Source organism: Streptomyces sp. NPDC091376, assembly GCF_044757085.1.
Lineage (GTDB): Bacteria > Actinomycetota > Actinomycetes > Streptomycetales > Streptomycetaceae > Streptomyces > Streptomyces pratisoli.
The window spans coordinates 184594-209964 of sequence record NZ_JBIVUF010000016.1; the positions used below are offsets into that span (position 1 = coordinate 184594).

General features: G+C 71.5%; 19 protein-coding genes. 9 read left to right on the forward strand and 10 right to left on the reverse strand.

The genetic code is table 11. From position 1 onward, the window contains the following. Positions 1-29: 29 nt before the first annotated feature. The 6 genes from ACIQMR_RS29775 to ACIQMR_RS29800 all read right to left on the reverse strand — a co-directional run bounded on the left by ACIQMR_RS29775 (position 30) and on the right by ACIQMR_RS29800 (position 6592). Positions 30-722 (reverse strand): ester cyclase, encoded by a 693-nt coding sequence (locus tag ACIQMR_RS29775; protein ID WP_401393628.1) that lies wholly within the window; start codon positions 720-722, stop codon positions 30-32. A gap of 145 nt (positions 723-867) precedes the next feature. Then, entirely contained in the window at positions 868-1938 is a 1071-nt protein-coding gene (locus ACIQMR_RS29780) for a hydroxyacid dehydrogenase (RefSeq protein WP_401393631.1), read from the reverse strand. Positions 1939-2008: 70 nt separating this feature from the next. Further along, entirely contained in the window at positions 2009-2863 is an 855-nt protein-coding gene (locus ACIQMR_RS29785) for a carbohydrate ABC transporter permease (RefSeq protein ID WP_401393633.1), read from the reverse strand. Continuing rightward, positions 2860-3750 carry a carbohydrate ABC transporter permease gene (locus tag ACIQMR_RS29790; RefSeq protein ID WP_401393636.1) on the reverse strand — a complete coding sequence of 297 codons (891 nt, stop codon included), beginning with the start codon at positions 3748-3750 and terminating at the stop codon, positions 2860-2862. Before ACIQMR_RS29790 ends, ACIQMR_RS29785 begins: the two co-directional genes overlap by 4 nt. Before the next feature lie 290 nt (positions 3751-4040). Next, positions 4041-5360, reverse strand: a complete 1320-nt coding sequence (locus ACIQMR_RS29795) for an ABC transporter substrate-binding protein (protein ID WP_401393639.1) — start codon at positions 5358-5360, stop codon at positions 4041-4043. 137 nt (positions 5361-5497) lie between these two features. Next, positions 5498-6592, reverse strand: a complete 1095-nt coding sequence (locus ACIQMR_RS29800) for a substrate-binding domain-containing protein (protein ID WP_401393642.1) — start codon at positions 6590-6592, stop codon at positions 5498-5500. A 145-nt stretch (positions 6593-6737) separates the two neighbouring features. On the opposite strand from ACIQMR_RS29800, the gene ACIQMR_RS29805 reads away from it, so the two are divergent. Further along, positions 6738-8531 (forward strand): DUF2264 domain-containing protein, encoded by a 1794-nt coding sequence (locus ACIQMR_RS29805; protein WP_401393645.1) that lies wholly within the window; start codon positions 6738-6740, stop codon positions 8529-8531. Here ACIQMR_RS29805 and ACIQMR_RS29810 read toward each other — a convergent pair. Beyond that, a complete protein-coding gene (locus ACIQMR_RS29810; RefSeq protein ID WP_358671132.1) occupies positions 8494-9267 on the reverse strand; it encodes an SDR family oxidoreductase in 774 nt (257 codons plus the stop codon). The two genes, ACIQMR_RS29805 and ACIQMR_RS29810, sit on opposite strands and share 38 nt — an antisense overlap. A gap of 137 nt (positions 9268-9404) precedes the next feature. Here ACIQMR_RS29810 and ACIQMR_RS29815 point away from each other — a divergent pair, with 137 nt between their 5' ends. Further along, positions 9405-10295, forward strand: coding sequence for a LysR family transcriptional regulator (locus ACIQMR_RS29815; protein ID WP_358671130.1), 891 nt, complete (start codon positions 9405-9407; stop codon positions 10293-10295). Positions 10296-10456: 161 nt separating this feature from the next. Here ACIQMR_RS29815 and ACIQMR_RS29820 read toward each other — a convergent pair whose 3' ends face one another. Further along, on the reverse strand, positions 10457-10780 hold the full coding sequence (locus tag ACIQMR_RS29820) for a WhiB family transcriptional regulator (protein WP_017949599.1): 324 nt from the start codon (positions 10778-10780) through the stop codon (positions 10457-10459). A 382-nt stretch (positions 10781-11162) separates the two neighbouring features. Here ACIQMR_RS29820 and ACIQMR_RS29825 point away from each other — a divergent pair, with 382 nt between their 5' ends. The 4 genes from ACIQMR_RS29825 to ACIQMR_RS29840 all read left to right on the forward strand — a co-directional run bounded on the left by ACIQMR_RS29825 (position 11163) and on the right by ACIQMR_RS29840 (position 15629). Beyond that, complete coding sequence (locus ACIQMR_RS29825; protein WP_003948568.1) at positions 11163-11774, forward strand: response regulator transcription factor; 612 nt, start codon at positions 11163-11165, stop codon at positions 11772-11774. Positions 11775-12129: 355 nt separating this feature from the next. Continuing rightward, positions 12130-12717: a sigma-70 family RNA polymerase sigma factor gene (locus tag ACIQMR_RS29830; protein WP_358671128.1), complete on the forward strand. Its 588-nt coding sequence runs from the start codon at positions 12130-12132 to the stop codon at positions 12715-12717. A gap of 153 nt (positions 12718-12870) precedes the next feature. Next, positions 12871-14373: an IMP dehydrogenase gene (gene guaB / locus ACIQMR_RS29835; protein ID WP_401393650.1), complete on the forward strand. Its 1503-nt coding sequence runs from the start codon at positions 12871-12873 to the stop codon at positions 14371-14373. 128 nt (positions 14374-14501) lie between these two features. After that, complete coding sequence (locus ACIQMR_RS29840) at positions 14502-15629, forward strand: GuaB3 family IMP dehydrogenase-related protein (protein ID WP_401393653.1); 1128 nt, start codon at positions 14502-14504, stop codon at positions 15627-15629. Positions 15630-15734: 105 nt separating this feature from the next. Here ACIQMR_RS29840 and ACIQMR_RS29845 read toward each other — a convergent pair whose 3' ends face one another. Both ACIQMR_RS29845 and ACIQMR_RS29850 read right to left on the reverse strand, forming a co-directional pair. After that, positions 15735-16256, reverse strand: a complete 522-nt coding sequence (locus ACIQMR_RS29845; protein ID WP_401393656.1) for a hypothetical protein — start codon at positions 16254-16256, stop codon at positions 15735-15737. 122 nt (positions 16257-16378) lie between these two features. Then, a complete protein-coding gene (locus tag ACIQMR_RS29850) occupies positions 16379-17620 on the reverse strand; it encodes a nucleotide sugar dehydrogenase (protein ID WP_266381706.1) in 1242 nt (413 codons plus the stop codon). 220 nt (positions 17621-17840) lie between these two features. Between ACIQMR_RS29850 and ACIQMR_RS29855 the strand changes: the two genes are divergently transcribed. The 3 genes from ACIQMR_RS29855 (at position 17841) to ACIQMR_RS29865 (ending at position 25128) form a co-directional block, all read left to right on the forward strand. Beyond that, on the forward strand, positions 17841-19547 hold the full coding sequence (locus tag ACIQMR_RS29855) for a glycerol-3-phosphate dehydrogenase/oxidase (RefSeq protein WP_401393659.1): 1707 nt from the start codon (positions 17841-17843) through the stop codon (positions 19545-19547). Between the two features lie 164 nt (positions 19548-19711). Continuing rightward, positions 19712-22144: a protein kinase gene (locus ACIQMR_RS29860; RefSeq protein WP_401393662.1), complete on the forward strand. Its 2433-nt coding sequence runs from the start codon at positions 19712-19714 to the stop codon at positions 22142-22144. Between the two features lie 200 nt (positions 22145-22344). Further along, positions 22345-25128: a protein kinase gene (locus tag ACIQMR_RS29865; protein WP_401393665.1), complete on the forward strand. Its 2784-nt coding sequence runs from the start codon at positions 22345-22347 to the stop codon at positions 25126-25128. The last annotated feature ends 243 nt before the right edge of the window (positions 25129-25371 follow it).

The following is a 25371-nucleotide window of genomic DNA, read 5'->3' on the forward strand; positions in this document are numbered from 1 at the left end:
CGTGCGCCCGCGGATCCGGCGCGACGCGCCTACATCTCCAGGGCGCCGAGCCGGCCCATCAGTCCGAGCCGGTCGTACTGCCACCAGCCCTCGCAGATCAGTCCCTCGTGGAGCCGATGGGTGGTCGTGCCGGTCATGGAGACCCGCTTGCCGGTGGGTGCGAGGCCCAGGAACTCGCCCTTGTGCGTGCCCTCCCAGGTCCAGCGCGTGCAGACCCGGTCGGCCTCGGCGATCTGGTCCTCGACGGTGAAGCGGAAGTCGAAGCCGTCGCGCCACATCCCGACCTCGCGGCGGAACGCCTCGACGCCGATCACGTCCGGGGCGTTGGCCGGGTCGTGATCGTGGTAGTCCCGGGTGAGCAGTCCGTCGAGGAGCCCGAGGTCACCGGCGAGCGCGTCGGTGAAGAGCCTGCCGCAGACGTCCTTGTTGAGCCGCTCGTCGCGGACGACCTCCAGATCGGTGAAGGTCGGCATGTCGTCGCAGAGCGCCACCATCTCCTGGAAGACCCGGTCCGTCTCGGGGAGGTTCGAGTTCCTCATCGCGTCCTCGTACGACGGGAACTCGACGATCTCTATGACGTGCGTCGCGTCGGAGCGGTCCTTGGCGACGAGGTTGTGGGTGGCGGTGCGCTTGCCCTTGGTCTGTTCGACCCAGGTGTCCATGAGCCGGTTGAGTTCGTCGAGGCGATCCGTCTTGCAATCGATCAACTGTACGAATGTCATGGCGTCTCCCGAGCGGGTGGGTCGCTGCGTCGGATGCCCCCATTCTAGTGAAATCGGGGTAATTGACTCCGATGTCATTCGTACGGCATCGGTGGAGCGGGTTCAGGCAGAGCAGGTTCAGCCGGAGTGGTTCACGCGGAGTGGTTCACGCGGAGTGGTTCAGCGCGGCCGGAACGACCGGGTCCGCGAATGGCCGGCCCAGGGCGTAACGCTCCACCTCGTCCAGCGCCAGATCGGCCATCCGGTGCAGCTCCTGGCCGAGGGAGCCCGCCACATGCGGGGTCAGCAGGACGTTCGGAAGGTCGTAGAGCGGTGAGTCGGCGGGCGGCACATCGGGTTCGGTGACATCCAGCACGGCGCCGAGGCGGCCGGAGACGAGCTCCGGAAGCAGTGCGTCCGTATCGACCAGCGAGCCGCGCGCGGTGTTGATCAGCGTCGCTCCGTCCGGCATCAGCGCCAGCCTGCGGGCGTCGAACATATGGCGGGTCGCCGGAATCTCGGGGGCGTGGACGGTGACGACGTCGCTGCGCAGGCACAGCCCGTCCAGCGTCACCGCCTCCGCTCCGAGCCTGGCCGCCTCGGCCGCGTCGGTGTACGGGTCGTACAGCAGCACCCGCAGATCGAAGGGCCTCAGCAGCTCGATCACCCGCCGGCCGATCCGGGAGGCACCTACGACGCCGACCGTACGGCCGTAGTTGCCGGCGTCGTGCAGTTCCTCGCGCCAGTCGTGGGACGCGCGCAACTGGTGGTAGCGGCGACGGCTGTGCAGGACACGCTTGTTGGCGAAGAGGATCGCGGCGAGCGTGTACTCGGCGACGGGCAGCGCGTTGGCCGCGGCGGCGGAGGTGACAACGATGCCGCGGTCCCAGCAGGCCTGGGTGATGTGGTGCTTCACGGAGCCCGCCGCGTGGACGACGGCGCGCAGGCGGGGGGCGGCGTCCAGGACGCGCTCGTCCAGCGGTGTCACGCCCCAGCAGGTGAGCAGCAGTTCCGCCTCGGCGAGCGCGGCGGCGACCGCGGGTGAGGGATCGGCCAGATCGTGGGCGACGAACCGGGGGTCGGTCCGGGTCAGCGTGGCGAGGCGGGCCCGGTGGGCGTCGGTGAAGAGGCGTTCCGCGATGCCGGGCTCCATGGCGAGCAGCAGGGACGGCGGGCCGGACGGCCCGCCGCCGCTGCCGGTGGCACCGGCGGTCGCGTTGTCAGTGGCGTGGTGCATGGTGGAAGTCGGACTCCTCGTCGGTCACTTGGGGTCAACTGGCGGGCTGCTCGGCAGGTCACGTCCGAGGTCACTTGACGCTGCCGGCGGTCAGGCCCGCCTTCCAGTGACGCTGCAGGGAGACGAACGCGACGATGAGGGGGATGACGGCGAGCAGGGAGCCGGTGACGACGAGGGGGTAGAACTCCGGCTCGCTGTGGGTGTTGGTGTTCCAGGCGTACAGGCCGAGGCTCAGCGGGAAGAGCTCACGGTCGGAGAGCATCACGAGGGGGAGGAAGAAGTTGTTCCAGATCGCGGTGAACTGGAAGAGGAAGATGGTCACGAATCCGGGCATGACCATGCGCAGCCCGATCGACCAGAACGCGCGCAGCTCGCCCGCGCCGTCGATACGGGCGGCCTCCAGCGCCTCGCCGGGGACGTAGCCCGCGCTGAAGACCCGGGCGAGATAGACGCCGAACGGGTTGACGAGCACGGGGATCAGTACGGCCCAGTAGGTGTTGACCAGCCCGGTCTTCGAGGCGAGCAGGTACATGGGCAGCGCGGTGGCCGTGGTCGGCACCAGCACCCCGAGCAGCACGACGCCGAACAGCTTCTCCTTGCCGCGGAAGTCGTACTTGTCGAAGGCGTAGCCGGCTGCGATGCAGATGAGCGAGCAGCCGAGGGCTCCGCCGCCCGCGTAGAGAAGGCTGTTGAGGTACCAGCGGAAGTAGACGCCGTCGCCGAAGGAGGCGAGGGCGGTGAGGTTGGCGCCGAGGTTGAAGCCCTCGAAGGACAGCGCGTCGCCCGCGAGGAGGTCGCCGGTGTCCTTGGTGGCGGCCGTGACCAGCCAGGCGAGGGGGAACAGCATGTAGACGACGGAGAGGAGGAGCACTCCGTTGACGGCGGTCCTGGACAGCCAGCGGTTCGCGGCGGGTCGGCCGGTCATGTCTGCTTTCCCTTCCGGCCGGCGGCGAGGCGGGTGACGGCGAACGACAGCAGTGCCGCGGTCAGCGCGAGGAGCACGGAGGCGGCGGCCGCGAGTCCGTAGTCGTTGCGGTCGAAGGCCGCGGAGTAGGCGTACATGTTGGGCGTCCAGGTGGAGGAGACGGCGGAGCCGGATCCCTTGTTGAGGATCAGCGGCTCGGTGAACAGCTGCAGCGAGCCGATGACCGTGAACAGGGCGACCATGACGACGGAGGCGCGGATCAGCGGGATCTTGATGCTGAACGCGGTGCGCCAGGAGCCGGCGCCGTCCACCGTGGCCGCTTCCAGGACGGAGCGGTCGATGGCCTGGAGCGCGGCGTAGAAGATCACCATGTTGTAGCCGAGCCACTCCCACAGGGCGATGTTGACCACGGAGGGCAGGGCGCCGTCGGAGGAGAAGAAGTCGAAGCCGACTCCGCCCGCCTCCATGGCCTGGACGACCGGACTGAGCTGGGGCGTGTACAGATACACCCAGATCAGCGCGGCGATGATGCCCGGCACGGCATGCGGCAGGAACAGCGCGAGCTGGAAGAAGCGGCGGGCGCGGGCGAGGGCGGAGTCGAGCAGCAGCGCGAGCGCGAGGGCTCCGCCGAGCAGCAGCGGAATGTACAGGAGGCAGTACCCGGCCAGGACGAGGAACCCGTCCCGGAACGCCGGATCACCCAGTGCGGCCGCGTAGTTGCCGAACCCGGTGAACACGGTCTCTGCCCCGCCGAACCCCAGCCCCGAATGCTTCTCGGTGAACAGGCTCAGCCACACGGCGTACCCGATGGGTACCACCGTCACCGTCACGAACAGCGCGAAGAACGGCACGAGCAGCACGACCGCGGCCCCTGCACGCCCTTTCACCCGAACCCCGCGCCGCGGTGTCCTCCCGGCAGGCCCCGCCTCGGCACGGCCCCGCCCCGAGGCGTCGGGGGCCGAGCGCCGGCCTGGGACGTTCTGCCGGGCGGGACCGTTGTCCTCCGTGGTCCGGGGGCGGTTCGCGGAGGTGGCACGCACGACGGCGTCGGGGGCGCCTCCGTGCGTGCCCGTCGCGGGGCTCCGTCCTGCGGATCCGGCGCTCGCCCCGGCGCCCGCGGGCGCCGGGGCGGCCGGGGCCTGCCGGCCCGTGCCGCCCCGGGGAGTCGGCGAGGGCATCAGCCCTCGACCTTCAGGCCGCGCTTCTTCAGCTCCGCCACCGTCGCGTCATGACCGGCCTTGATGCCGTCGGCGATCGTGGCGTCGCCGCTCTTGAGCTTGCCGAAGCGGTCCTTGATCGCGGTCGTGGTCGTGCCCGAGGTGGGACCCCAGGTCCAGTCGGGGCGGATCGACGCGGCCCCGTCCTCGAAGACCTGGTAGATGTCCTGGCCGCCGTAGAAGCCCGCGTCGAAGGCCGACTTGGCCACCGGACGCAGCTCGGACGCGGCCGGGAAGGCGCTCGACGTCCCGGACGCGATACGGGCCTTGATGCCCTCCGGGGTCGTGGCCATCCAGGTCGCGAACGTCACCGCGGCCTCTGCCTGCTTGCTGTCCTTGGTCACCGCGAACGTCGATCCGCCGAGCATCCCGCTCGCCGGCTTCCCGTCCCACGTCGGGATCGGCGCGACGGCCCACTTGCCGTTCTGCTCGGGCAGCGTGGACTTGACGACGCCGCCGCCCCACGACGCCCCGACGTACCCGACGGTGCCGCCGCTCTTGAGCGAGTTGACCCATTCCGGCGTGAACGACACCTGGTTGTGGACGAGATCCTTGTCGAGGAGGCCCTGCCAGTACGCGGCGACCTTCTGGGTGGCCGGGTCCGTCGTGTCGACCTTCCACGTGTCGTTCTCGGCCTTGAACCAGTGCGCCCCCGCCTGCCAGGACATCGCCTGGAAGGTGCTCGGGTCATCGGGGAAGAAGGTTCCGATACGGGCCTTCTTGTCGGCCGCCTTGATCTTCTCCGCGGCCTTGCGGTACTCGTCCCACGTCTTCGGCACCGCCACCTCGTACTTCTCGAAGAGGTCCTTCCGGTAGAAGAAGGCCTGCGGCGCCGCGTCGAAGGGCACGGCCCAGTTCTTGCCGCCCAGCGTGGTCAGTTCGACCGCCTGGGGCAGGAACTTCTGTCGTACGTCGTCGCCGACGAGCTTGCCGATGTCCTGGACCGCGCCCTGGCTGACGTACTCCGGCAGTTGCGGGTACTCCACGGCGATGAGGTCCGGCGCGTTCCCGGCCTTCACGGCGTTGGAGATCTTGGCGTAGCCGCCCGCGTTGCCGGACGGGATCTCCTCGAACTTCACCTGGATGTCCTTGTGGGACGCGTTGAAGGCGTCCACGACATCCTTCGACCCCTTCTGCCACGCCCAGAAGGTGATGGTCACCGGCTTCCCGTCCGCCGCGGGGCCTGATGCACCGTCACCGCCGCCGCACGCCGTCAGGACGGCGAAGGCTGTGGCGGTGCCGGCTATGACTCGGGACGATCTGCTCCAACTACGGATCACGGCGGGGCTCCTGGCTCCTGATGGCTGCGTCGGCACCGGTGCGTACCGACAGCGGCCGAATGGCGTTGGCCGAGATACTTGAGCCAGGGATGAGCGAAGTCAAGAGCGAAAGATTGATTGATCGAAATCTGATCAAACTATGAGCGCGTCGACGCTCCGCACGACTCCCGTACGTTGAGTCGCGGAAGCAGCGTCAGATGCCTTCCCGGCTCGTCCTCGTCCCGCCCGGCCGTCAGCCGCTCCACCAGCAACTGGGCGGCATGCCGGCCCACATGACGCTTCGGCGGGGCGACCGCCGTCAGTGGTGTGTCGGCCAGCGCCGCGACCTCGTCGTCGTACGCGATCAGTGCCAGGTCCTCCGGCACCCGCACACCCAGCTCGGCCAGCCGCTGCACCAGCTGGATCGCGTCGACGTCGTTGTGCACGAGCGCCGCCGTCGCCTCGCCGGAGGTCACCGCCGACCGCAGCGCCTGCGCCGCCGCCTCGAAGCCCGCGGGATCGCGCTCGGCCGGCACCGAGTCGATCACCGTGCCCGGCGCGCGCAGCCCGAGCGCGCCCAGCGCCTCCCCGTACCCGGACCGCACCTCCAGCGCCGTCGGACTGTCCGCGCGCGCCACCAGCAGCGGCGTACGGTGTCCGAGTCCGACCAGATGCCGCAGGGCGAGCAGCACCCCGTGCCGATGGTCGGACGACACCCGGTCCAGCTCGTCGAGCGCGCTGCCGGGGACGGGCCGCCGCTCCAGCAGTACGGCCGGGACCGGCAGCTCGGTGATCCAGGCGCCGTGTTCGGCCGGATCGTCGGGCCCTCGCCAGCCCGGCGCGACCAGCAGCCCCTCCGCGCCCGCCGCCAACAGCCCCTCCGTGCGGGCGCGGTCCTCCTCCGGGCGGTAGTCGGAGATCCGCAGGATGAGCCGTGCGCCGGCGTGCGCCGCCGCCTCGTGCGCCCCGCGGATCACCTCGGCGAAGTAGTACGTGGACGACGGCGCGAGCAGTCCCAGGACCAGCCCCTCGCCGCCGCCCTGGCGCTGCCGGGGCAGTCCGTCCCGCTCCGGCCAGGACACCGAACCGTGCACCCGGTCCAGGAGTCCGCGCCCGGCCAGGGCCTCCACGTCCCTGCGCACGGTGACGTGGGAGACCCCGAGCTGCCCGGCGAGATCGGAGACGCGCGCGGTGCCGCGCTCCCGAACCAGGCTCAGCAGTCGGTCATGACGTTCGGCAGCACTCTCGCGCACGGCGGCTGTCCCCCTCGCAGTGATGACTCGCTTCGGTCACTCGCAGGAAGCCGACCTTAATGCAAGGTGATCGAACGACAAGAGTTTCGATCATTCGCTCGCATTCTATTGACCGTTGAATCACCTGCGGTGAAGGATGCGGAACGTGCCCACGTTGCCCGAAGACCGTGAGCTGAGCCCGTACACCGGCTGGACCCGCGGCCACTGGGAGGCCGTCGCCGACGAACTCCTGCTGGCCGTACGCCCCTACGCCTCGCCCCACCACGGACTGATCAACCTTCCCGGCCCGCGCCCCAGTGCCTCGGGTCCCCGGTCGGACGGTCTCGAAGGCTACGCCCGTACCTTCCTCCTCGCCGCCCTCCGGGTCACGGGAGCGCACGGCGACGACCCCCACGGCCACCTCGCCCGGTACGCCGAAGGGCTCGCCTCCGGAACCGAGCGCGACCACGGGCACGACGGCTGGCCGCTCATGGCCGACTGCCCCCAGGCGATCGTCGAGTCCGCCTCCGTCGCGCTGTCCCTGCGCCTGACCCGCCCCTGGCTGTGGGACACCCTCGACGACCGCACCCGCCGGCGCGCCGTCGAGTGGCTGCTGCCCGCCCTCGAGCCGCCCCCCGTCGACAACAACTGGTGGCTCTTCGGCCTCACCGTCGCCGGATTCCTCCAGGACGCCGGCATCGAGACCGACCTGGCCCGGCGCACCGTCGACCGCTCGCTGGCGCGTATAGAGGAGTGGTACGAAGGCGACGGCTGGTACAGCGACGGCGACAACAGGTCCTTCGACCACTACAACGGCTGGGCCCTGCACCTCTATCCCGTCCTGCACGCCCACCTCGCCGGCGACGAGGACCTCCTCGACCGTTACGGCCCCCGGCTGCGCGCCCATCTCGACGGCTACACGCGCCTCTTCGGCGCCGACGGGTCACCGATGCCGTACGGCCGTTCGCTGACGTACCGCTTCGCCGCCGCGTCCGCCCCATGGCTCGGCGCCCTCACCGGCCACACCCCGCTCGGGCCCGGCGCCACCCGCCGGCTCGCCTCCGGCGCCCTGCGCCACTTCCTCGACCGGGGCGCCGCCGACGACCGCGGCCTGCTCACCCTCGGCTGGCACGGCCCGTACGAACCCGTCCTGCAGAACTACTCGGGACCGGCCTCCCCCTACTGGGCGTCGAAGGGCTTCCTCGGCCTGCTCCTGCCACCGGATCACCCGGCCTGGACCGGCCGCGAGGAGCGGCTGCCCGCCGAGACCGAGGACGCCGTCACCGCCCTCGCGTCGCCGGGTCTGCTCGTCCAGTCCACCGCCGCCGACGGACTCGTACGGCTGCACAACCACGGCTCCAGCCAGGGCGGTGGGCAGGACGACCCCGGCTACGCGCGCTTCGCCTACTCGACCCGCACCGGGCCCACCACGGAGCCGACCGCGCTCCCCGACAACCACTTCGCCCTGGTCGTCGACGGAAAGCCCACCGCACGCGGCCCCGCGGAACCCCGGGGCGCCGGCCCCGGCTGGGCCGCCTCCGCCCACACCCCGTGCCCGGGAGTGCGGGTCCACTCCCTGACGCTCGCCCACGGCCGCGCCGAGATCCGCGCCCATCTCGTCACCGGAGCGCCCGAAGGCACCCCCGTACGCCAGACCGGCTGGGCCACCACCCCGGGCGGCCCCACCGCCCAGCTCCAGCCGGTGCACGGCTACGCGGTGCGCACCGCCTCCGCGTCCGGTCCCACCCTCCAGGGTCCGCGCACCCGCACCGCCGCCCTCCACGGCACCACCGGCGGCGGGCCGGACAGCCTCTTCGTCGCGCTCGCCTCGCTCACCGCCGAGCCGGACCCGGCGCCCGTCACCGCGCTCGCGGACATCGAGATCACCGGCCGCACCCTCACGGTGACCTGGGCGGACGGGACTACTTCGGTCCGTACTTGCGGCCCGCCCGGGAACTGACCCCGCCGAGCAGACCGCGCGGAGCCAGCTTGACCACGCCCATCAGCGCCTTGTAGCGCGGGTCCGGGATCGACAGCGTCCTGCCACGGGCGAGGTCGGCGAGTGCCGACGACACCAGCTTGTCCGCGTCCAGCCACATCCAGCCCGGGATGTTCTCCGTCCCCATCCCCGCCCGCTGATGGAACTCGGTCCGCACGAACCCGGGGCAGAGCGCCATCAGCCGTACGCCCGTGCCCGCCAGGTCCCGTGCCGCGCCCTGGGTGAACTGCACGACCCACGCCTTGGACGCCCCGTACGTCCCGCGCGGTACGAACGCGGCGACCGACGCCACGTTCACCACCCCGCCCCTGCCGCGGTCGCGCATCGGCTCGGTGGCCGCGGACGTCAGCCGGAGCACGGCCTCGCAGTGCACCTTCAGCATCCGCAGCTCATCGGCCATGGACACTTCGAGGAACCGGCCCTTGTTGCCGAAGCCGGCGTTGTTCACGAGCAGATCCACCGGCCGCCTGCGGTCGGCCAGCCTCTTCTCGACCGAGACGATCCCGTCCTCCTCGGCCAGGTCCGCCGTCAGCACCTCCGCCTCGATGCCGTGCAGGTCGTGCAGCTCGGTCGCCTGCTCCTGCAGCCGCTCGGTGTTCCGTGCCACCAGGACCAGATCGTGCCCGTCCGCCGCGAGACGCCGCGCGAAGGCGGCCCCGATGCCCGCGGTCGCGCCCGTAATCAGTGCTGTCGTCATAGGCGGCACGTTAGTGCCAGGGGTCCGGCCCCGGCCTGTCAGGCCCGGCCCTCGGAACGGTTGCTTCCCCTCCAAGCCTCCTCAAAGCGACCGGCGAACAATTCGCCGGCCCTCCAAGCGTCCCTTATGCTCGAAAAGTGATCGAAGCCCGTCATCTCCGTGTCCTGCGTGCCGTGGCCGCCACCGGTTCCTTCTCCGCGGCGGCGCGGGAACTGGGCTGCACCCAGCCCGCCGTCAGCCAGCAGATGAAGGCGCTCGAAACGTCCGCCGGCACCCCGCTGCTGATCCGCGCGGGCCGGGAGATGCGGCTGACCCAGGCCGGTGAGGCCCTCGTGCGCCATGCCGCCGGCATCCTGGCCGGGCTGACCGCCGCGGAGGAGGAGGTCGCCGCGATCGCGGGCCTGCGCGCGGGCCGGGTCCGTCTGGTGTCGTTCTCCAGCGGCAGCTCCACCCTCGTGCCCACCGCACTGGCCGCGCTGCGCGCCGCACATCCAGGCACCCGCGTCTCCCTGGTCGAGGCCGAGCCGCCGCGTTCCGAGGAGATGCTGCGCGAGGGGGACTGCGATGTGGCCCTGGCCTTCCGCTACGGCCCCGGGGGCACGGAGTGGGAGGACCTGGTCGTACGGCCGCTGCTGAGCGACCGGCTCGTCGGGCTGGTGCCCGAGGGGCACCGGTTGGCGGACTCCGGATCCCTGTCCATCGCGGAACTGGCGGACGAACCCTGGATCGCCGGGTGTCCGCGCTGCCGCCGCCAACTGGTGGCGGTCTGCGAGGAGTCGGGCTTCACGCCCAGGATCGACTTCGCCACGGACGACTATCCGGCCGTGGTCGGACTCGTCGGCGCGGGTCTCGGCGTGGCCGTACTGCCGGAGCTGGCGCTGGAGTCCGTCCTGCCCAAGGGCGCCAGAACGGTGGCGGTGGAGCCTGCCGTCCACCGCGAGATCGTCGCCCTGACCCTGCCCGATCTGGCCCAGGTCCCCACGGTCGCGGCCACCCTGGACCGGCTGGCGCTCGCCGCCGCGCGCTGATCCGCCCGCGGTCCCGCCTGATCCGCGCACCCGCCCGCGGTCCCGCGCCGCACCGTTCGGTGCGGGACCGCGCACGACAGGGCGGGGCCGGGTCGTGCAGGACCGGCCGGCCCGGGGCCGGACTGTGCAGGAACGTTTCTTCGAAAGGTTGGCGGCTCGATTCAGCCGTGCGGGGCACCTCCCGCGCCACCCGCCGGGATCAGCCGGTGCCGGGCCCGCCCCATGAGCTCCTCACGCTCGTCCTCCGTCAGTCCACCCCATACCCCGTAGGGCTCCCGCACCGCCAGTGCGTGCGCCGCGCACTCCGCGCGCACCGGGCACCGCATGCAGACCTCTTTCGCCGAGTTCTCGCGCGCACTCCTCGCCGCGCCGCGTTCCCCCTCGGGATGGAAGAAGAGTGAGCTGTCTACCCCACGGCATGCTGCGAGCAGCTGCCAGTCCCACAGATCGGCGTTCGGTCCGGGAAGGCGGGAGAAATCTGCCATAGCGCATGTCCCCTTGTAGCCGTGCTGAGTGGATGCCTGAGCTCCGACCGTACATCTACGGTGTAAGTAGATGTAAATATGACTCATTGCGAATCTAGCCACAGACACCAGTAAAAGGGAAGAAATGCCGCTAAATGGGGCATAGCTGCCATGTGACGTGCTGATGAGCTGTGTCGCTCTCCTCCGCTCACGGGTCCTCACGTAGAGTGCCGAAGGTGCCCGGCCCACCCGTAACTCTTTCGAGTGACCGTCGTTGAGAGGGCGGAGGCGGTTGAGAGAACAAGCACTCGGGCAGATGTCCGGGGGCGTTCAACCGCACAGGTGACGATACGTAACCAGCCTGGAGGCTCAAGGTGACGCGCATCAGCTGCGGAGGGCGGCCATGACATCCGTCCTCGTCTGCGACGACTCCCCGCTCGCCCGAGAGGCGCTCCGTCGCGCGGTGGCAACCGTGCCCGGCGTAGAGCGCGTGACGACCGCGGCCAACGGCGAGGAAGTCCTCCGCCGCTGGGGCGCCGACCGCTCGGACCTGATTCTGATGGACGTACGCATGCCCGGACTGGGCGGCGTCGAGACGGTCCGCCGGCTGCTGTCCGCCGACCCCGGGGCCCGGATCATCATGCTCACCGTCGCCGAGGACCTGGACGGCGTCGCGCTCGCCGTGGCCGCCGGTGCCCGTGGGTATCTGCACAAGGACGCCTCGCGCGCCGAGCTGCGGGCCACGGTGACCCAGGCCCTCGCCGACCCGACCTGGCGGCTCGCCCCACGGCGGCTGCGCTCGGCCGAGATGGGCGCCGCGCCCACGCTCACCGCGCGTGAGATCCAGGTGCTCGAAGGCATGAGCCACGGCAGGTCCAACGCCGAGATCGGGCGTGAGCTGTTCCTCTCCGAGGACACGGTGAAGACGCACGCCAGGCGGCTGTTCAAGAAGCTGGGCGCCTCGGACCGGGCGCACGCCGTCGCGCTCGGATTCCGCTGGGGCCTGGTTCGCTGAGCGGTGCCGGGCGTGGCCGGGACCGCTCCCGGCGGGCGAACTGAAGGGGCGCGCGGCCGTCGTACATGCGACGCGCGCCCGGTACGCCGCCCCACGGGTCCCACCGGTCCCACCGGCATCGTGAGTCCCGCCCGTCACACGGTGGGCGGGGCGGCGGGCGAGGTGATGGCGACAGCGGGCGCACGTTTCCCGCGCGATGCCGCATCCTTGAGTTGTGGAGTTCCTCGGGGACGAGTCTGTCGAGCGCAAGGGGAGGGCGCAGGAGATGACTTCCGGCGCACCTGCTCATAACGCTTCGGTGCACAACTATGGACACGGTGCCACGGATCGACGGCAGTCGAGGCACCATGGACCGATGCGTGACGACGAGGCGGCGACCGCCCATGGGGCAATCGGTGCACTCGTTCACCGTGCCGTCGACGGCGACGATCAGGCCACGCACGACCTGCTCGCCCGTGTGCACCCGCTCGCGCTGCGGTACTGCCGCACCCGGCTGAGCCGGCTTCCCGGTGATGCCCGTCACTTCGTCGAGGACCTCGCGCAGGAAGTCTGCGTCGCGGTCCTCATGGCGCTGCCGCGCTACAAGGACACGGGGCGCCCGTTCGAGGCGTTCGTCTTCGCGATCGCGGCCCACAAGGTCGCCGATCTGCAGCGGGCCGCCATGCGCCATCCCGGCTCGACGGCCGTGCCCTCCGACGAGATGCCGGAGCGGCCCGACGACTCGCTCGGGCCCGAGGAGCGGGCCCTGCTCAGCGATGACGCGGAGTGGGCCAAGAGGCTTCTCGCCAGCCTTCCGGAGAACCAGCGGGAGCTGTTGGTGCTGCGGGTCGCGGTCGGGCTCACCGCCGAGGAGACCGGGCAGATGCTCGGGATGTCCCCGGGCGCGGTCCGGGTGGCACAGCACCGGGCGCTCAGCCGCCTGCGGGCGCTGGCGGAGCAGTAGCGTTGACGGATGGCGGCACGCGATGAACCGCACGCCGCTTCCGTACGTACGAACGTACAAAGCTGCTCGGCGATCTTGATCGTGGAATGAGACACCTTCGGATCCCGTTAGCATGGACATCCGCACCGATCAAGGCCATTTGGGGAAGGTGTCATGACTGCCAACGTCGACGGAGTGCCCGAGAAATTCGCGACACTCGGGCTGACCTACGACGACGTGCTGCTGCTGCCGGGCGCGTCCGACATGGCGCCCGACCAGATCGACACCGCCTCGTTCATCTCGAAGAACGTGCGGGTGAACATCCCGCTGCTGTCCGCCGCCATGGACAAGGTCACCGAGTCCCGGATGGCCATCGCCATGGCCCGCCAGGGCGGCGTGGGCGTGCTGCACCGCAATCTCTCCATCGCCGACCAGGCCAACCAGGTCGACCTGGTGAAGCGCTCCGAGTCCGGCATGGTCACCGACCCGATCACGGTGCACCCGGACGCGACGCTCGCCGAGGCGGACGCCATCTGCGGCAAGTTCCGGATCAGCGGTGTTCCCGTCACCGACGCGGCGGGCAAGCTGCTCGGCATCGTCACCAACCGCGACATGGCCTTCGAGACGGACCGCTCCCAGCAGGTGCGCGACGTCATGACCCCGATGCCGCTGGTCACGGGCAAGGTCGGTATCTCCGGCGTGGACGCCATGGAGCTGCTGCGCCGCCACAAGATCGAGAAGCTTCCGCTGGTCGACGACGCGGGCATCCTCAAGGGCCTCATCACCGTCAAGGACTTCGTCAAGGCGGAGAAGTACCCGAACGCGGCGAAGGACCGGGAGGGCCGGCTCCTCGTCGGTGCCGCCGTCGGTGTCGCGGGTGACGCCTTCGAGCGCGCCCAGGCCCTGATCGAGGCCGGAGTCGACTTCATCGTCGTCGACACCGCGCACGGTCACTCCAAGCTGGTCGGCGACATGGTCGCCAAGATCAAGTCCAACGCCCCCGTCGATGTCATCGGCGGCAACGTCGCGACCCGCGACGGCGCCCAGGCGCTCATCGACGCCGGCGTCGACGGCATCAAGGTCGGTGTCGGCCCGGGCTCCATCTGTACGACGCGAGTCGTCGCCGGTATCGGAGTCCCGCAGGTCACCGCGATCTACGAGGCCTCGCTCGCCGCCAAGGCGGCAGGCGTCCCGGTCATCGGCGACGGCGGCCTGCAGTACAGCGGCGACATCGCGAAGGCCCTGGTCGCGGGCGCCGACACGGTGATGCTCGGCTCGCTGCTCGCGGGCTGCGAGGAGTCGCCGGGCGAGCTGCTGTTCATCAACGGCAAGCAGTTCAAGTCGTACCGCGGCATGGGTTCCCTCGGCGCGATGCAGTCCCGTGGCGAGCAGCGTTCCTTCTCCAAGGACCGCTACTTCCAGGAGGGCGTCGCCTCCGACGAGAAGATCGTCCCCGAGGGCATCGAGGGCCAGGTCCCCTACCGGGGCCCGCTCTCCGCGGTCGTCCACCAGCTGGTCGGCGGTCTGCGCCAGTCGATGTTCTACGTCGGCGGCAGGACGGTGCCGGAGCTGCAGGACCGCGGCCGGTTCGTGCGGATCACCTCCGCCGGACTCAAGGAGAGCCACCCGCACGACATCCAGATGACCGTCGAGGCGCCGAACTACAGCAGGAAGTAGCGCACGACTACAGCAGGAAGCAGCGCACGCGTTTCGTCAGGGGCGGTTCCGGGGATTCCCGGGACCGCCCCTGACGTGTGCGTCGGGGATACTGGTAGGCGCAGACGTAGAGGGAAAGGCCACACATCGTGACTGAGATCGAGATCGGGCGCGGCAAGCGCGGCCGCAGGGCGTACGCCTTCGACGACATCGCCGTCGTCCCGAGCCGGCGCACCCGGGACCCGAAGGAGGTCTCGATCGCCTGGCAGATCGACGCCTATCGCTTCGAGCTTCCGTTCCTGGCCGCTCCCATGGACTCCGTCGTCTCCCCGCAGACCGCGATCCGCATCGGTGAGCTGGGCGGACTGGGCGTGCTCAACCTCGAGGGCCTCTGGACCCGGTACGAGGACCCGCAGCCGCTGCTCGACGAGATCGCCGACGAGCTGGACGAGGACGCGGCGACCCGCCGTCTGCAGGAGATCTACGCCGCGCCGATCAAGGAAGAGCTGATCGGGCAGCGCCTCAAGGAGGTGCGCGACTCCGGAGTCGTCACCGCCGCGGCGCTGTCGCCGCAGCGCACCGCGCAGTTCTCCAAGACCGTCGTCGACGCCGGTGTGGACATCTTCGTCATCCGCGGCACGACCGTCTCGGCCGAGCACGTCTCCGGCGCGGCCGAGCCGCTCAACCTGAAGCAGTTCATCTACGAGCTCGACGTCCCGGTCATCGTCGGCGGCTGCGCCACGTACACGGCGGCGCTGCACCTCATGCGCACGGGCGCGGCCGGTGTCCTCGTCGGCTTCGGCGGCGGCGCCGCGCACACGACCCGCAACGTGCTGGGCATCCAGGTCCCCATGGCCACGGCGGTCGCGGACGTCGCCGCGGCGCGCCGCGACTACATGGACGAGTCCGGCGGCCGTTACGTGCACGTCATCGCCGACGGCGGGGTCGGCTGGTCCGGCGACCTCCCGAAGGCCGTCGCCTGCGGTGCGGACGCCGTGATGGTGGGCTCCCCGCTGGCCCGCGCGACGGACGCGCCCGGCCGCGGCCACCACTGGGGCATGGAGGCCGTCCATGAGGACGTGCCGCGCGGAAAGCTCGTCGACCTCGGCATCGTCGGCACGACGGAGGAGATTCTCACCGGTCCGTCGCACACCCCCGACGGCTCGATGAACTTCTTCGGCGCCCTGAAGCGTGCCATGGCGACGACCGGCTACAGCGAGCTCAAGGAGTTCCAGCGCGTCGAGGTGACGGTCGCGGACTCCCAGCACAAGCGCTGACGCCTGCCGCGACGACGACATGGGGCCCGGCACCACCAAGGTGCCGGGCCCCATGTGGGTTCGTTACCCGGGTCGGGTCATGCGGCCCGGGTCATGCGGCCCGGGTCACGCGGCGACCTTCTTGGTGATGGCGAAGCCCTCGTAGCCGGCGATCGCGAAGAAGAGCAGGGTCATCGCGCCGGCCTCCTCCTTCCACCCCTCGACCAGGTCACCGATGTGGCTCGTGAGCAGCTCGGTGGCGGTGACGGCCTCACCGGAGGCTGCGGACCACCAGCTGATCATCAGGGCGTAGCCGAAGAGCTGGCCGAGGAAGACGCCGGCGAGGGCGAGCGGGACGCCGAGCACCGGCAGCAGCGGGTTGCGGCCGCCGACCTTGCCGAGCGCGAAGCCGACGAGCGCGCCGACGCCGAGCGCGACGAAGCCGATCTCGGTGTAGCTCCCGTCCTCATCTGCCATCGCGCGCATCAGGCCGCCGTAGGCGGCGGCGCCGGCCAGGGCCGCCACGACACCGGCGACAATGCCCAGGACGACGTTGCCCGACCGGGCGGGCGCGGGCGCGGGAGCGGGTGCGGCGGGCGTGGCGCCGTCGGCGAACGGGTTGCCGGAAGGCGGTACGGACTGAGACATGCTGGATCCCCCCACGGGACAAGGAAAAGCGCACGAATGTGCGACAAGTGCGCTGGAGGCTAACACCTCCCTACGACATCGCACACGGGGATTCCCGGGCCGCCGTCCCGGACCTGGGCAGGTCAGAGGCGGTGCGCCGCGCCTGCCGGGGACGCGCCCCTCGTGTCCAGCAGGATCTGCGCCTTCACCGCGAGGCCCTGCAGGTCGTAGGTGCGGTGATGCTGGAGCAGGACCGTGAGGTCGGCGTTGGCCACCGCCTCGTAGAGGGAGTCGGCGCGCGGGACCGGGCGGTCGTGCACGCGCCAGTCCTGGACGTACGGGTCGTGGTAGCCGACGGAGGCGCCGAGGTCGATGAGCCGCTGCGCGATCTCGGGTGCGGGAGAGCCTTCGAGGTCGGCGAGGTCCGGCTTGTAGGTGATGCCGAGGAGGAGCACCCGGGCCGCGCGGGCCGACTTGCCGTGTTCGTTGAGCAGGGTCGCGCAGCGCTGGATGACGTACTGCGGCATGCGTTCGTTGATCTGTCCGGCGAGTTCGACGAGCCGCAGGGTGCGGTGGGGGCCGACCGTGTCGAGGGGGACGCCGTGGCCGCCGACGCCGGGGCCGGGGCGGAAGGCCTGGAAGCCGAACGGCTTGGTCTCGGCGCAGCGGATGACGTCCCAGAGGTCGACGCCGAGATCGTGGCAGAGCACCGCCATCTCGTTGACGAGGGCGATGTTGACCTGCCGGAAGTTGGTTTCGAGGAGCTTGGCGGCCTCTGCCTCGCGGGGGCCGCGGGCGCGGACCACCTTGTCGCTGACGCGGCCGTAGAACGCCGCCGCCGATTCGGTGCAGGCGGGGGTGAGTCCGCCGATCACCTGGGGGGTGTTGGCGTAGCCGTAGGCGCGGTTGCCCGGGTCGAGTCGGCTGGGGGAGTAGGCCAGATGGAAGTCGTGGCCGGCGCGCAGCCCGGAGCCCTCTTCGAGGATCGGCTTCAGATAGCTCTCCGTGGTGCCCGGCTCGACGGCGGATTCGAGCAGCACGGTGGTGTGCGGCCGCAGCCGCGCGGCCAGCGCCCGGGCGGCGTCGCCGACCGCGCCGAGGTCGGGTCTGCGGTCGGCGCCCAGGGTGGTGGGGGCGCAGATGACGGCCGTGCGGACCCGGCCGAGTTCGGCGGAGTCGGTGGTGGGCCGGAAGCCCCCCGAGAGCATCCGGCGGATTTCGGAGGCGCTGAGCGAACCGTCCACGGGGGGACGTCCCGCGGCGAGTTCGGCGGCGGGGCGGGGGTCGGTGTCGTATCCGACGGTCGCGATGCCCGCGGCTACGGCGGCCTGGGCGAGTGGCAGTCCGAGGTGGCCGAGTCCGATGACGGCGAGGTCTGCGGGCATGGTGGTGAGGCGTCCTTCCCAGTAGCCGAAGGGGACGTGACGCGCAAGTTCTGTGGACAGAACGAGGAGGCGCAATGTCAGACTAGGAGTAAATATGACCGTTATGCGGGATTGTGAGTGTCTGGCTGCCCGAGTGTTGTCCACAGGCGGTGGCTGAAGTCGCGGAGTGCGGACAGAATCATGTGTGTGAGCCCGACCAGTGGGGGCGACGGGAGGCACCGTGAGGACAGCGACACTGGGACCCGCGCAGCGCGCGGAGGCCCTCGCCGCAATGGCAGAGCGTGAGCTGGACGTGCTCGTGGTCGGCGCCGGGGTGGTCGGCGCGGGGACCGCGCTGGACGCCGCGACGCGCGGACTGTCGACCGGGCTGGTCGAGGCCCGCGACTGGGCCTCGGGCACATCGAGCAGATCGAGCAAGCTCATCCACGGAGGGTTGCGCTATCTGGAGATGCTGGACTTCGCGCTGGTGCGCGAGGCGCTCAAGGAGCGCGGACTGCTGCTGGAGCGCCTGGCCCCGCATCTCGTGAAGCCGGTGCCCTTCCTCTACCCGCTGCAGCACAGGGGCTGGGAGCGGGCCTACGCAGGAGCGGGCGTCGCGTTGTACGACGCGATGTCGGTGTCCTCGGGTCACGGCCGCGGCCTGCCCGTCCACCGCCATCTCTCCCGGAAGCACGCTCTGCGGGTCGCACCGTGCCTGAAGAAGGACGCCCTGGTGGGCGCCCTGCAGTACTACGACGCCCAGATGGACGACGCCCGCTATGTGGCGACCCTGGTGCGTACGGCCGCGGCGTACGGCGCGCATGTCGCCAGCCGGGCGCGGGTCATCGGCTTCCTGCGCGAAGGGGAGAGGGTCGTCGGCGCCCGGGTGCAGGACGTCGAGACCGGCGGGGAGTACGAGATCCGGGCGAAGCAGATCGTCAACGCCACGGGTGTGTGGACGGACGACACCCAGGCGCTCATCGGTGAGCGAGGGCAGTTCCACGTCCGGGCGTCCAAGGGCATCCATTTGGTCGTGCCCAAGGACCGGATCCATTCGACCACCGGACTCATCCTGCGCACCGAGAAGTCCGTGCTGTTCGTCATCCCCTGGGGACGGCACTGGATCGTGGGGACCACCGACACCGACTGGGATCTCGACAAGGCCCATCCGGCCGCGTCCAGCGCCGACATCGACTACCTGCTGGAGCACGTCAATTCGGTGCTCGCCGTGCCGCTGGGCCGCGACGACGTCGAAGGGGTCTACGCGGGCCTGCGCCCGCTGCTCGCCGGTGAGTCGGACGCGACGAGCATGCTCAGCCGCGAGCACACGGTCGCCCATCCGGCGCCCGGCCTGGTCGTCGTCGCCGGCGGAAAGTACACGACGTACCGCGTGATGGCGAAGGACGCCGTGGACGAGGCGGTGCACGGACTGGACCAGCGGGTCGCCGCCTGCGTCACGGAGGATGTGCCGCTGATGGGCGCCGAGGGCTATCGCGCCCTGTGGAACGCGCGCGCGAGGATCGCGGCGCGGACCGGCATCCATGTCGCCCGTGTCGAGCATCTGCTCAACCGCTACGGATCCATGACGGAGGAGCTGCTGGAACTCATCGCGGCCGACCCGAAGCTCGGTGAGCCGCTCGGCGGCGCGGAGGACTATCTGCGCGCCGAAGTCGTCTATGCCGCCTCCCACGAAGGGGCGCGCCATCTCGACGACGTGCTCACGCGCCGGACCCGCATCTCCATCGAGACGTTCGACCGGGGCACGCGCTGTGCGCGGGAGTGCGCGGAGCTGATGGCCCCGGTGCTCGGCTGGGACAAGGGGCAGATCGAGAAGGAAGTGGAGCACTACGAGAAGCGGGTGGAGGCCGAGCGGGAATCGCAGCGGCAGCCGGACGATCTGACGGCCGACGCGGCGCGGCTGGGGGCGCCGGACATCGTCCCGATCTAGGATCCAGCGGAATCCCTTCCTCCGGAGCCTTCCTGACACACGGTGGACCCGGGAGATTCGCCAGTGCTGGAGTGAGAGAGAATGGGGGCTCTTCCAGGGCGGGTTACCGCATCGCGCGGGAAGCGGCAGGCGCGGGCGAAGATCAGGGATCGCAGAGGGGACGCATGTCGGAGGCGGAGCAGTCGCGGGACACGACACAGGAGCCCCTTCGGGACGCGGAGCGGAACGGCGAACGTGCCTCCGGCGCGGACTCGACGGCGGATGCGGCCGGGGGCTCGGCCGGGCGTGAGCACGGCGGTTCGGGCGCGAGCACGGCGAAGGACGGCGGACGCGACGCGTCGGACGCGTCGCGCCCGGGGGCGGGAAGCGGCGACGCGAAGGACGTGAGCGGCGCGAAGGAAGCGAAGAGCGCGAAGCCGGACCCACGAAGTGCCGACGCGCGGCCTGAGACCGGGGGCGACGCGCCCGCGGCATCCCGCCGGGCAGGGGCGGACGACGCCAAGTCGGCTGCCGGGCGCGGTGGCACGGCGAAGGACGCGCCCGGGAGCGCGGGCGGCGGCACGAAGTCCGGGCCGCCGGACGCCCGCGGCGCCCGTGCCGGTGCCGGTGACCGGGGTGCCGAGGACGCGGCGGCCGGGCCCAAGGACGCGCGGGACTCGGTGAAGGACGCGGCGCAGCAGGGCGCCCGCGGCGGTGACGCGAAGGCCGCCGGATCGTCGGCGCGACGCGGACCGACGGCCGAGGGACGGCTGTTGGCCGGGCGGTACCGGCTGGGAGGCGTCCTCGGCCGCGGCGGCATGGGCACCGTCTGGCGGGCCGTCGACGAGACGCTCGGCCGCACGGTCGCCGTGAAGGAGCTCCGCTTCCCCAACAGCATCGACGACGACGAGAAGCGCCGCCTCATCACACGGACCCTGCGCGAGGCGAAGGCGATCGCCCGGATCCGCAACAACGGCGCGGTGACGGTCTACGACGTGGTCGACGAGGACGACCGGCCGTGGATCGTCATGGAGCTCATCGAGGGCAAGTCGCTCGCCGAAGCCGTCCGCGAGGACGGCCTTCTGACGCCCCGCCGGGCGGCCGAGGTGGGTCTCGCCATCCTCGACGTGCTGCGCTCCGCGCACCGCGAGGGCATCCTGCACCGCGATGTGAAGCCGTCCAACGTGCTGATCTCGGAGGACGGCCGGGTCGTGCTCACCGACTTCGGCATCGCCCAGGTCGAGGGCGACCCGTCCATCACCTCCACCGGCATGCTCGTCGGCGCCCCCTCGTACATCTCGCCGGAGCGGGCCCGCGGCCACAAGCCAGGACCGGCGGCCGACCTCTGGTCGCTGGGCGGGCTGTTGTACGCGAGCGTGGAGGGCTGCCCGCCGTACGACAAGGGTTCCGCCATCGCGACCCTGACCGCCGTGATGACCGAGCCGCTCGACCCGCCGAAGAACGCCGGGCCGCTGGAGGAGGTCATCTACGGCCTGCTCGCCAAGGACCCGGCGCAGCGACTCGACGAGGCGGGGGCACGGGCACTGCTGCTGGACGTGATCCACGCGCCGGAGCGGCCGGCCGAGCCGGAGCCGTCGCCCGAGGCCACCCGGGTCGTCGCGCTGCCGCCGCTCCCGCTGGAGCCCGTGGTTCCCGCCAGGGACCGGGCCAAGGAGGCGGCCGACGCGGCGGCCGACCGGGTCCGCGGCGCACTGCGCTCCGTGCGGAACGCGGCGGCGAAGCCCGAGCAGAAGTCCGCGGCCGCGGCCGCGGCTCCGAGGCCGGCGAACGGGCCCGCGGTCACGCGGACGGCCCCCGTGCGGGCGCCGCTCACCGATGTGGTGCCCAAGCGCACGCTGGTCGTCATCGCGGTCATCGCGGTCGTCGCCGTGCTCGCCGTCCTGTCCACCGTGCTCGTCGTCACGCTGGGCGGGGACGAGGAGGGTGCCAAGGGCAAGCCCAAGGGCGGTGCGACCGCCTCGGCCGGGGCCACCGCCGGCGGTGACGCCAAGGGCAAGGACGGCGGCCAGGGCGGCCAGGGCCAGGGCGACGACTCCCCGAAGGATGACACGGACGAGACCGGCGGCGGGAGCACGGGCACGGGCGGCACACAGCCGTCCGGCGGCAAGGACACCGGAGGACCCGGCGGCGGGAAGGGGATTCCCGCCGGGTACACGATGGTGACGAACGACCAGTTCCACTTCAGCATGGCGATGCCGAAGAACTTCCACCGCACCGGTACCGCCGGCCAGAACTCCGGCGCGATCTTCAGCGCCACCGGCGGCTTCCCGCGCGTGCAGGTGGACTTCACGGGCAGCCCGGGCGACGACGCGAAGGCCGCGTGGACGGCGGCGGTGTTCGCCGTGCGGAGCAGCAGCAACGGCTACAAGCACCTCGGCATCAAGGCCGTCGACTACAAGGGCTACCCGACCGTCGCCGACTGGAGCTTCGAGCGCAACCAGAACGGTCAGCGGGTGCGGGTGCTCAATCGTGGGTTCAAGGTCGACGCCGGGCACGGCTACTCGATCATGATCAGCTGCAAGGCGAGTGAATGGGACGGCGCGCAGTGCAGCACGCTGCGCAAGACGGCGTTCGCCACGTTCGCCCCAAAGGACTGAGAGGTTCACCCCCAAGGACTGACCAGGCCACGTATCGTGAGAGGCCGTGGACCGTACGCAGCCGCAAGAGACCGGTGAACGACCGGAATTGACGGCTTCGTGCGGTCGGCGCGACCGGGGGACGGCGAGTGGGCCGAAGGGCGGCCCGAGCGGCCCGAGGCGAGCCGAGCCATGAAAGCAGCACGCTGTGGGGAGGCGTCGTGGACGACTATGCGGGAAGGGTGCTCGCCGAACGCTATCGGCTGCCTCTGCCGCCCTCCGACGAGTACGAACTCGTCGAGACACGCGCCTTTGACACCTACAGCGGTCAGGAAGTCCTCCTCCGGCAGGTGCCGTTGCCGGAGGTCGTGGAAGCGGAAGTGCTCGACGCGGATGGCTCCGGGGGCGTTCCCGCGCCTCGCCGGGCCCCCGGGCGCAGCACCCGGCGGCCCACGGATCCGGCGGTGCGGCGGGCCGTCGAAGCCGCCCAGGCCGCCGCGCAGATCCCCGACCACCCCCGGCTCGACCAGGTCTTCGACGTGTTCGCCGAGGACGGTTCGCTGTGGATCGTCAGTGAACTGGTGGCGGCACGGCCGCTGGCCGCGCTGCTCGCGGAGGAGCCGCTGAATCCCTACCGGGCGGCGGAGATCGGCTCGGACGTGCTCACGGCGCTGCGTGCCCTCCATGCGCACGGCTGGACCCACCGGAACATCACGGTGCGCACGGTCCTCGTCTGCGACGACGGCAGAGTCGTCCTGACCGGCCTCGCGGCGGGCGCCGCCGAGGAGGCCCTGTGCGGGTACGCGCCGGTGCCGGACCCCGTGGAGCCGGTGGAGGAGGCGGAACTGGTGGAGGACGCCGGGCCCGCCGCCGGCGACGCGGTGCAGCCGTACACGCCGTACACCCCGCCGGCGTACGGGTACGGCTTCGGCGAGGGCGCCGGGGACGTACGGGCCGCACGAGCCGGTGCCATCGCCGCATACCGGGCGGGCACCCGGGCCGCGGCCCGCGTAAGCGAGGACCGCCGGCAGGAAGTGACCGGCCCGGAGGACCGCCAGGATCACCAGGTCCACCAAGTCCACCAGGACCGCGAGGAGGGCCGACTCGGCCGGCACGGCCTGGACGACGCGCACGGCCTGGACGACGCGCACGGCCAGGACGACGCACACGGCAAGGACGACGCGCATGGCCTGGAAGGCCGGTACGGCCACGACGGTCGGCACGCCCAGGGCGGTGACGGCGCCGTCGACGACCACGGTGATCGGGGCCTTCTGCCCGCCTCCGGTCGCGGGATCGACGGCGTCGGGCGACTGCACCACCCCGGTGTACGGGACGAGCCGGACGACGACCGCGGCGCCCTCCTGCCCGCGCCCCGCCCCGGTTCCGCCCCGCCCGCGCCGCGGTGGTGGTCCCAGCCGGCAGGCGACGCCGGCGCCACGGACGACGACAGGGACGACGACGCCTACGAGGGCCCGTCCGAGCGTCCCTACGAGGATCCGCCCCCGAACCCACGCCGGCCACAGCTCGCGGGCGTCTGGCGGGACGGCCCCGCATCCGGCGCCGACGGCCCCGCGCCGATCTCCGCAGGCGGCGGCACATCCCGCTACGGTGCGTCGCCCTACGCCGGGACCGGCCGCGACGCCCTGCGCGCCGACGCACGGCGCCAGAGCGGCGCGTCCGTCCACGAGGAGCAGGCGACCGTCGGTGGCCGCTGGGACGAGGTGGTCGCCGCCGGTGCGGCCACGGCATATCGAGGGCCCGCCACGCCTCTCGCCGCCGAGCGGGCGCGCCAGGCCCGCATCGCCGTCGTCGGCGCGGTCACCGAGCGCTGGGCACCCGAGCAGGCCGGACCCGTGCACGAGAACTGGCAGCTGGCGCCGCCCATCGGCCCGGCCACCGATCTCTGGGCGCTCGGCGCGCTGCTCTACCGCGCGGTGCAGGGCCACGCCCCGTACCCCGAGGAGAGCGCCGTCGAGCTGGTGCAGCTCGTCTGCGCCGAACCGCCCGCCTTCGCCGAGGAATGCGGACCGCTGCGCCCGGTCGTCGAGTCGCTGCTGCGTCAGGATCCCACCGAGCGCCCGGACTTCGAGGAGCTGCGCGGCTGGCTGCGCTCGCTCGTGCGGTCCGCTCCGGAACCCGAGGCGGGCACCGAGGTCGTTCCGCTGCCCTCGGTCGACGGCACCCGTCTGCCCGTCGTACGCCGCCGGGGCGAACTGGTCCGCAGGCGCCGGGCCGGTTCCCCGGACATCAGGCACGGCCGCCATCGCCACAAGAAGCCCAAGGCACCGCGTGAGCCCCGGGAGCGGCGCCCGCGCGGACCCCGCTCGCTGGGCAGGATCCTGCTCCTGCTGATCCTGCTGATCCTGCTCGCGCTCGCCGCCGCCATCGCCTACGCCGTGCTGTTCATGCCGAAGTCCGGCCCGGGGGCGGGCGCCGGGGCGGCTTCGCAGTCCCCTCCCGCGTCCCAGGGGGGCACACCCGCGAACGAGCCGGCGGGCGACGCCTCCCCGGACGGCCGGCAGCCCCAGACCTCCGCGCCCGCCGTCGACCTCGCCGACGGCTATGTCGTGCGTGTCGACCCCGAGGGCTTCCGGATCGGTGTCGACAAGACCTGGCAGCGCCGACCCGTCAACGACAGCGGCCAGGTCCGCTACGTCGGCGGCGACTTCACGCTCATCGTCGTCCCCGGCCGCGATCCGGTGAGTGCCAACGGCTCGGACCCGATGGCGTACCAGCGCGACAAGGAGCGTGAACTCCAGCCGTTCCGCGACTCCTCGTGGTCCTCCGCGTCCGGGCTGCGCCGGATAGACGTGGGCAAGCAGGCCATGGCGGAAGGCCAGTTCACCTGGCAGGACAGCACCGGGCGCGAGGTGTTCGTCCGCAACCTCGCGATGATCGTCGGGGACAGGTACCACGTGCTGCAGGTGATCGGCCCCGAGGACCGGCGGGACAAGGTCACCGAGATCTACGAGCAGGCCACGGCGGCCTACCGGGCGGGTGGTTGACCCGGCCGGCAGGCCCCCCGCGAGGCGACCGCGCCCCGCAACCATCGGATCACGGTGCGAGTTACTGAGCCGCCCCCGGTTCCGCGTACGTACCTCCCCTCCGTAACCTGTCAATCCAAGGAACGGGGCGGGGACACGTGGAACACGCACAGAGCGCGAGTACGGCAGCGGGACTGCTGCTGGCAGGCCGGTACCGGCTGACCGAGACCATCGGCCGGGGCGGCATGGGCAAGGTCTGGCGCG

What these genes read in the sequence shown, in the direction of transcription:
- ACIQMR_RS29775 (WP_401393628.1), bottom strand. Translation starts at nt 722, where the DNA reads ATGACATTCGTACAGTTGATCGATTGCAAGACGGATCGCCTCGACGAA.
- ACIQMR_RS29780 (WP_401393631.1), bottom strand. Translation starts at nt 1,938, where the DNA reads ATGCACCACGCCACTGACAACGCGACCGCCGGTGCCACCGGCAGCGGC.
- ACIQMR_RS29785 (WP_401393633.1), bottom strand. Translation starts at nt 2,863, where the DNA reads ATGACCGGCCGACCCGCCGCGAACCGCTGGCTGTCCAGGACCGCCGTC.
- ACIQMR_RS29810 (WP_358671132.1), bottom strand. Translation starts at nt 9,267, where the DNA reads ATGACGACAGCACTGATTACGGGCGCGACCGCGGGCATCGGGGCCGCC.
- ACIQMR_RS29820 (WP_017949599.1), bottom strand. Translation starts at nt 10,780, where the DNA reads ATGGCAGATTTCTCCCGCCTTCCCGGACCGAACGCCGATCTGTGGGAC.
- ACIQMR_RS29825 (WP_003948568.1), top strand. Translation starts at nt 11,163, where the DNA reads ATGACATCCGTCCTCGTCTGCGACGACTCCCCGCTCGCCCGAGAGGCG.
- ACIQMR_RS29830 (WP_358671128.1), top strand. Translation starts at nt 12,130, where the DNA reads ATGCGTGACGACGAGGCGGCGACCGCCCATGGGGCAATCGGTGCACTC.
- guaB (WP_401393650.1), top strand. Translation starts at nt 12,871, where the DNA reads ATGACTGCCAACGTCGACGGAGTGCCCGAGAAATTCGCGACACTCGGG.
- ACIQMR_RS29845 (WP_401393656.1), bottom strand. Translation starts at nt 16,256, where the DNA reads ATGTCTCAGTCCGTACCGCCTTCCGGCAACCCGTTCGCCGACGGCGCC.
- ACIQMR_RS29850 (WP_266381706.1), bottom strand. Translation starts at nt 17,620, where the DNA reads ATGCCCGCAGACCTCGCCGTCATCGGACTCGGCCACCTCGGACTGCCA.
- ACIQMR_RS29860 (WP_401393662.1), top strand. Translation starts at nt 19,712, where the DNA reads ATGTCGGAGGCGGAGCAGTCGCGGGACACGACACAGGAGCCCCTTCGG.